Origin of the sequence: Micrococcus sp., from assembly GCF_030523875.1 — a bacterium.
Classification (GTDB): domain Bacteria; phylum Actinomycetota; class Actinomycetes; order Actinomycetales; family Micrococcaceae; genus Micrococcus.
In genome coordinates, this window is record NZ_JAUNHR010000077.1 from 1 (window position 1) to 6,365 (window position 6,365).

General features: G+C 75.9%; 4 protein-coding genes and 1 tRNA gene. 4 read left to right on the forward strand and 1 reads right to left on the reverse strand.

What is annotated here, in order from left to right:
* Positions 1–4 precede the first annotated feature (4 nt).
* Positions 5–1,942 (forward strand): malto-oligosyltrehalose trehalohydrolase, encoded by a 1,938-nt coding sequence (treZ, locus tag Q4D18_RS09550; RefSeq protein ID WP_303127743.1) that lies wholly within the window; start codon positions 5–7, stop codon positions 1,940–1,942.
* Positions 1,943–1,946: 4 nt separating this feature from the next.
* Here treZ and Q4D18_RS09555 read toward each other — a convergent pair whose 3' ends face one another.
* Positions 1,947–3,278, reverse strand: coding sequence for a DUF4032 domain-containing protein (locus tag Q4D18_RS09555; RefSeq protein WP_303127725.1), 1,332 nt, complete (start codon positions 3,276–3,278; stop codon positions 1,947–1,949).
* A 191-nt stretch (positions 3,279–3,469) separates the two neighbouring features.
* Here Q4D18_RS09555 and Q4D18_RS09560 point away from each other — a divergent pair, with 191 nt between their 5' ends.
* From Q4D18_RS09560 to Q4D18_RS09570, 3 genes are all read left to right on the forward strand, one after another.
* On the forward strand, positions 3,470–4,336 hold the full coding sequence (locus Q4D18_RS09560; protein ID WP_303127728.1) for a thioredoxin domain-containing protein: 867 nt from the start codon (positions 3,470–3,472) through the stop codon (positions 4,334–4,336).
* Between the two features lie 112 nt (positions 4,337–4,448).
* Positions 4,449–4,522, forward strand: a tRNA-Thr gene (locus Q4D18_RS09565).
* 340 nt (positions 4,523–4,862) lie between these two features.
* Positions 4,863–6,365: S8 family peptidase (locus Q4D18_RS09570; RefSeq protein WP_303127730.1), on the forward strand; the 1,503-nt coding region annotated here is incomplete at its 3' end.

A 6,365-nucleotide genomic window follows, 5' to 3' on the forward strand; every position in this document is an offset into this window, starting at 1 on the left:
CGGCCTGGACCCGGCCGCCGCCGAGCGCGACGCCGTGGCCGCCGTCCGCGCCACCGCGCACGCGGTGTGGGCCCCGCACGCCGGGCGCGTCGAGCTGCTGCTCGTGGACGCCGCCCCCGGCGCCCTCCACGACGCGGAGGACCGCTGGCGCGTGGCGTCCGCCCACGAGCTCACCCGCGGCCCCGGCGGCTGGTGGCTGCCGGACGAGGCGGCGCGCGCCGCCGTCGCCGGTCTGCAGGACGGTGACCCCGGCTACGGGTTCCGCGTGGACGGCGGGATGCCCGTCCCGGACCCGCGCTCGCGGCGCCAGCCGGACACCGTGCACGGCCCCTCCCGCCGGGACACCGGCGCCGAGGACTTCGCGTGGGCCGACGCGGACTGGACCGGCCCGGCCGGCGTGGCGCGCGACCCGGCCGCGCCGCAGGGCGGCGGGATGCGCGGCGCCGTGCTCTACGAGCTGCACGTGGGCACCTTCACGGAGGCCGGCACACTGGACGCCGCGGTCGAGCGACTGCCCCACCTCGTGGACCTCGGCGTCACCCACGTGGAGCTGCTGCCCGTGAACTCCTTCTCCGGGCCCCGCAACTGGGGGTACGACGGCGTCGGGTGGTTCGCGGTGGACGAGTCCTACGGCGGCCCCGAGGCCTACCGCCGCTTCGTGGACGCCGCGCACGCCGCCGGCCTCGGCGTGGTCCAGGACGTGGTGCACAACCACATGGGTCCCTCCGGGAACTACCTCAACGTGCTCGGCCCCTACCTCGTGGACCACGGCACCGGCTGGGGCGACGGCCCCAACCTGGACGGCCCCGAGTCGGACGAGGTCCGCGCCCTGCTGCTGGACAACGTCCGCTTCTGGCTCGAGGACATGCACTTGGACGGGCTGCGCCTGGACGCCGTGCACGCCCTGGTCGACACCCGCGCCGTGCACGTGCTCGAGGAGATGGCCGCGCTCGCGGACGGGATCGCCGAGCGCACCGGCCGGCCCGTGCCGCTGATGGCCGAGTGGGACCGCAACGACCCGCGGATCGTGCTCCCGCGCGTGCCCGGCGGGGGCGGGATCGGCATGGCCGCGGCGTGGGATGACGACGTCCACCACGCCCTCCACGTGGCCGCGACGGGGGAGACCCACGGCTACTACGGGGACTTCGCGCCGCTGGCCTCCGTGGCCAAGACCTTCGAGCACGTCTACCTGCACGACGGCGTCCACTCCACCTTCCGGGGCCGGGACCACGGCCGCCCGGTGCCGGCGGGGGTGCCCGCCCACGCGTTCGTCGCCAGCATCCAGAACCACGACCAGGTGGGCAACCGGGCCGCGGGCGACCGCACCGCCGCGACCCTCACGGAGGGGGCGCTGGCCGCCGAGGCGGCGCTGCTGCTGGCCGGTCCGTGCACGCCGATGCTCTTCATGGGCGAGGAGTTCGCCGCCACCACCCCCTGGCCCTTCTTCACCGCCCACCGCGAGCCCGAGCTGGGCGAGGCCGTCCGGGAGGGGCGGCGCCGCGAGTTCGGCGCCCACGGCTGGGACGAGTCCCTCGTCCCCGATCCGCAGGACCCCGCCACCCGGGACTCCGCCGTGCTCGACTGGTCCCCGGACGAGCGCGGGGAGCGGATGCTGCGCACCTACCGGGCCCTCACGGCGGCCCGCCGGGAGCTGCCCGCGCTCACCGAGCCGGACCGCGGCCTCACCGCGGTGACCACGGACGCCGACCGCCGCCATGTGCGCGTCGAGCGGCGCGCCGCGGACGGCTCCGGGGACGTGGCGGTCCTGGCCGCCCTCGGCACCGAGCCCCTGCCGGTGCCCGAGGAGTGGCGGGACGCCGTGCCCGTGGCCGGGCACGCGGACCGGGGGCCCCTCGACGCCTCCGGGCGGCCCGGGGAACTGCCCGACTCCGTCCCCGCGCCGGGGTTCCTGCTGCTGCACCGCGCCCCCGCGCGGGACTGAGCACTCAGCGGGCGGCGCGGCCGGCGTCGTCGCCCTCCGGGGCGGGGACGGCCCGGAGCATCGTGGTGGTGGGGTGCAGGGCCAGGGCGTCCTCGTCCCGGCGGGCGCGCAGCACCGTCTCCACGTAGGAGTCCACCGCCTCCTGCAGGGGCACCGCCGTGCCCCGCGCCTCGGAGAGGTACCACCGGTGCTCGAGCAGCTGGTGCATGACCTCGGCCGGCTCGAGCTTGGCCCGCAGCTCGAGCGGCACGGAGCGGACCACGGGGTCGAACACCTCGATCACCCAGCGGTGCGCCGCGTGGTCGATGTCCAGGTAGGGGTCCCACGCCCGACGGGCCGCCTCGATGTCCACGAGCAGCCGGCGCGCCTGGTTCTCCTGCACGTGCAGCCCGGTGAGCCGCTCGAGCCGGCGGCGGTGGTAGCCCGAGCGCACGTCCGTGGGGCTGGCCACCAGCATCCCGGGGGCGTCCGCCCCGCGCAGGGAGTACTCGGCCACCTCGAAGCCCAGCTCCTGGAGGCGGCGGAAGCGGCGGTCCATCCGCCACGGCTCGTGCCGGGGGAACACGGTGGGCTCGGTAAGCTGCTGCCACAGCTGGCGGTAGGACTCCACGAACAGGTCGGGAGTGGCGGACGGGTCCACGTCCGGGTCGGCCAGGCCGCTGGCCTGCAGGTCCATGAGCTCGCCGCCCACGTTCACCCGGGCGACGTCCAGGTCGTGCTCGCGCTGGCCGGTGGACAGGCGCTCGCGCAGCTCGCCGGTCTCCGCGTCCACGAGGTGCGCGGCGAACCCGCCGGCGTCCCGGCGGAAGAGCACGTTGGACAGGGAGACGTCCCCCCAGAAGAAGCCCTGCAGGTGCAGCTCCACCAGGAGCATGGCGAGGGCGTCCATGAGGCGCACCAGGGTCCGGCGCTCGAGGCGCTCGGAGAACACCGCGCGGTAGGGCAGGGAGAAGCGCAGGTGCCGGGTCACCAGGGCCGCCGGCAGGGGCGATCCGTCGTCGGCCGTGCGCCCCGAGACGACGGCGACCGGGAGCACCGAGGGCGAGGGCAGGTCCTCGAGGCGCCGCAGCATCCGGTACTCGCGGAAGGCGAGGTCCTCCGTCGTCTCCTTCACCGCGACGACGCCGCCGCCCATGTGCGCGAACCGCACCACGTGGCGGGAGATGCCGCGCGGCAGGGCGGCGAGCACGTCCGCGGGCCACTGCTCGAGCGGCGTCTGCCACGGCAGGGCCAGCAGGGAGGTCGCCGGGTCCTCGGTGGCGTCCCCCGAGGGGGCGGCGGTGACCGTGAGGCGGTCGGCGGGGGAGGGCTGGGGTGCGGGCTCCTGCGTGTCCATCCGTGCATCCTGGCAGAGGCGCGGACCGGAGGGCGCCCCGAGGCGGCCCCGCCCCGCCGGCCGCGCGGCCGACGCAGGCCCCTCCCAGGATCGGCCGGTAGGCTCGCCACGGGCCGTCCGTGACCGGCCCCCGCAGGCGCGCCCGCCCGTGGGCACCCGCGCGCCGCCCCGCACCCGACCCAGGAGGACCAGTGGCCAGCAGGAACACGGCGTCGACCGCGACCGACGCCCGCACCCGCGCCCGCCAGATGCAGGCGGAGCAGCAGCGCAAGGACCGCCGCAGGCGGACCGCCGTCATCTGGGGCTCCGTGCTCGCGGCGCTCCTGCTGATCGGCCTCGTGGTGGCGCTCATGACCCGCGGCCAGGGCGACGACGTCGCCACCGCCGGCCCCATGCCCGCCGCCGCCGGCGAGGAGGGCGGCGTCACTCTGACCTCGCCCACCACGCTCGCGGACCCGGGTCTGGGCGAGCGCGAGGTGGACGCCGCCGCCGTGCAGGTGCCCGAAGGCCCCGTCGAGCAGCCCGCGGCCACCGCGCCGGGCACCCAGCCCCGCGCCGAGGGCGACCCCGCCCACGTGGTGGTCTACGCGGACTTCAACTGCGTGCACTGCGCCCAGTTCGAGGCCCAGAACGCGGCGCTGATGGAGGGGTGGCTGGCCGACGGCAAGGCCACCGTCGAGTACCGGATCGTGGACTTCCTCAGCGCCCCGAACAACCAGAACTACTCCGCTCGCGCCGCCAACGCCGCCTACTGCGTGGCGGAGGAGGCGCCGGACAAGTACGACCCCTTCGTCACGGGCCTGTTCGGCGCGTGGGAGGGCCACGGCGGCAAGGGCCTGTCCGACGACGAGATCGGCCAGCGCGCCGAGGCCCTCGGCGCGGACGTGACCGACTGCATGGAGCAGGACACCTACCGTCCGGCCGTCGCCTACACCACCCAGAAGGCCAAGGCCGCCCCGATCCAGGGCACGCCCACCGTCTACGTGGACGGCGAGTGGTACGACCCGAGCGCGAACCCGGACTTCGCCGCCTGGGCGCAGCAGAAGATCGAGGGCTGACCCCTTCCGCCGGCCCCGGGCCGGCGCCCCGGCCGGGGCCGCCCCACCGCGGGGCGGCCCCGGCCTGCTTGTACCCTGGTGCACGGAGCGCGCCGCGCGCGGTGCGCCCTCCGCCTCCTTAGCTCAGCTGGCCAGAGCAGCTGCCTTGTAAACAGCAGGTCACCGGTTCGAATCCGGTAGGGGGCTCAGGCCCGCAGCCCCCGGACTCCTCAGGACTCCGGGGGCTGCGGCGCGTCCGGCTCCCTGCGGCCGGGCCGCGGCACGGCCATGCCGTCCGACGCCGGAGGGCGCCGTGACCTGGGCGGACGCCCCGTGACTGTGCCGAGGCTGGGTGCCAGGCACCGGTCTGCCCGATGGTGCCGGGGCCGGACGGCACCATCGGACGGAGTGCGTCTGACCATCGGACAGACTTGCCCCCGCGACGCTTCCGAGACCGGATCGTGACCGTACGGTGACACCACCGCCGAGCCCCCGGGGACCTCCCGGGCCGGTCATGACCGGCGGGCCGTCACCCCGAGGAGACCCGATGTCGTCCACCACCTCCCTCCGCGCCCGCCGCCGCGCCGGCGCCCTCCTGTGCGCCGCCGTCCTCGCCGGCGGCGCCCTCGCCGCCTCGCCCGCCGCGGCGGCCCCCGAGTCGAACGACCGCGCCGGGTCCTCCGCCGTCGTGCCGGCGCCGAACCGTGGCATGGCCGCGTCCCAGGCGGACCCGAACGCGGACGGCTACGACTCGTTCATCGTCACCTACAAGGAGACCTCCGCGAACAGCACCGCGAAGGGCCGCGCGAACGCGTGGGGCAAGGCCGCGAAGGACGCCGGCGTCAGCGTCAAGGAGCTGCGCGAGACCGCGCTCGGCTCCCGCGTGATCTCCACCGACAGGAAGCTCACCCAGGACGAGTCCGCCGCCTTCATGGCCGACCTGCGGGCCTCCGGCGCCGTCGACGCCGTGGAGCCCAACGTCATCATGACCCGGGCCGCCCTCTCCCCGGTGGACCAGTACTACCCCGAGCAGTGGGGCTTCACCGGCGTCAACGGCATGCGCGTGCCGGGCGCCTGGAACGCCACCACCGGCGCCGGCACGATCGTCGGCGTGATCGACACCGGCCAGACGAACCACGCGGACCTGAACGCCAACATCGTCCCCGGCTACGACTTCATCTCCAGCTCCACCACCGCCCGCGACGGCGGCGGTCGCGACGCCAACCCGCAGGACGAGGGCGACTGGTTCCTGGCCGGCGAGTGCGGCCAGCCGCAGGGCTCCGACTCCTCCTGGCACGGCACCCATGTGGCCGGCACCATCGCCGCCGTGGCCAACACGCAGGGCGTCGTGGGCGTGGCCCCCAACGCGAAGGTCCAGCACGCCCGCGTGCTCGGCAAGTGCGGCGGCTCCCTGGCGGACATCGCCGACGCCATCGTGTGGTCCGCCGGCGGCTCCGTGCCCGGTGTGCCCGCCAACGCCACCCCCGTGGACGTCATTAACATGTCCCTCGGCGGGCAGGGCCTCTGCAGCTCCACCTACCAGAACGCCATCAACACGGCCGTGGGCCGTGGCGTCCCGGTGGTGGTCGCGGCCGGCAACGAGAACCAGCCCGCCGCCAACGCCCGCCCGGCCAACTGCCAGAACACCATCACGGTGGCCGCCACGGACGTGAACGGCAACCGCGCCTCCTACTCCAACTACGGCTCGGCCGTGGACGTCGCGGCCCCCGGCTCCGGCATCATCTCCACGGTGAACGCCGGCACCACCACGCCGACCACCGGCGCCTACGCCAAGTACAACGGCACCTCCATGGCCACCCCGCACGTGGCGGGCACCGTGGCGCTGATGCTGGCGAAGAACCCCGCGCTGACCCCCGCCCAGGTGGAGTCCTCCCTCAAGGCGAACTCCCGCCCGATCCCGGGCGTGTGCGCCGAGGGCTGCGGCGCCGGCCTCGTGGACGCCACGAAGACCCTGAACGCCGTCGGCGGCGGCTCGACCCCCACCCCGCCCCCCCCCCCCCCCCCCCCCCACCCCGCGGGCCCCACACCC

Excerpts from the sequence above, each read along its gene's own strand:
- Q4D18_RS09555 (WP_303127725.1), bottom strand. The coding sequence starts at position 3,278 with ATGGACACGCAGGAGCCCGCACCCCAGCCCTCCCCCGCCGACCGCCTC.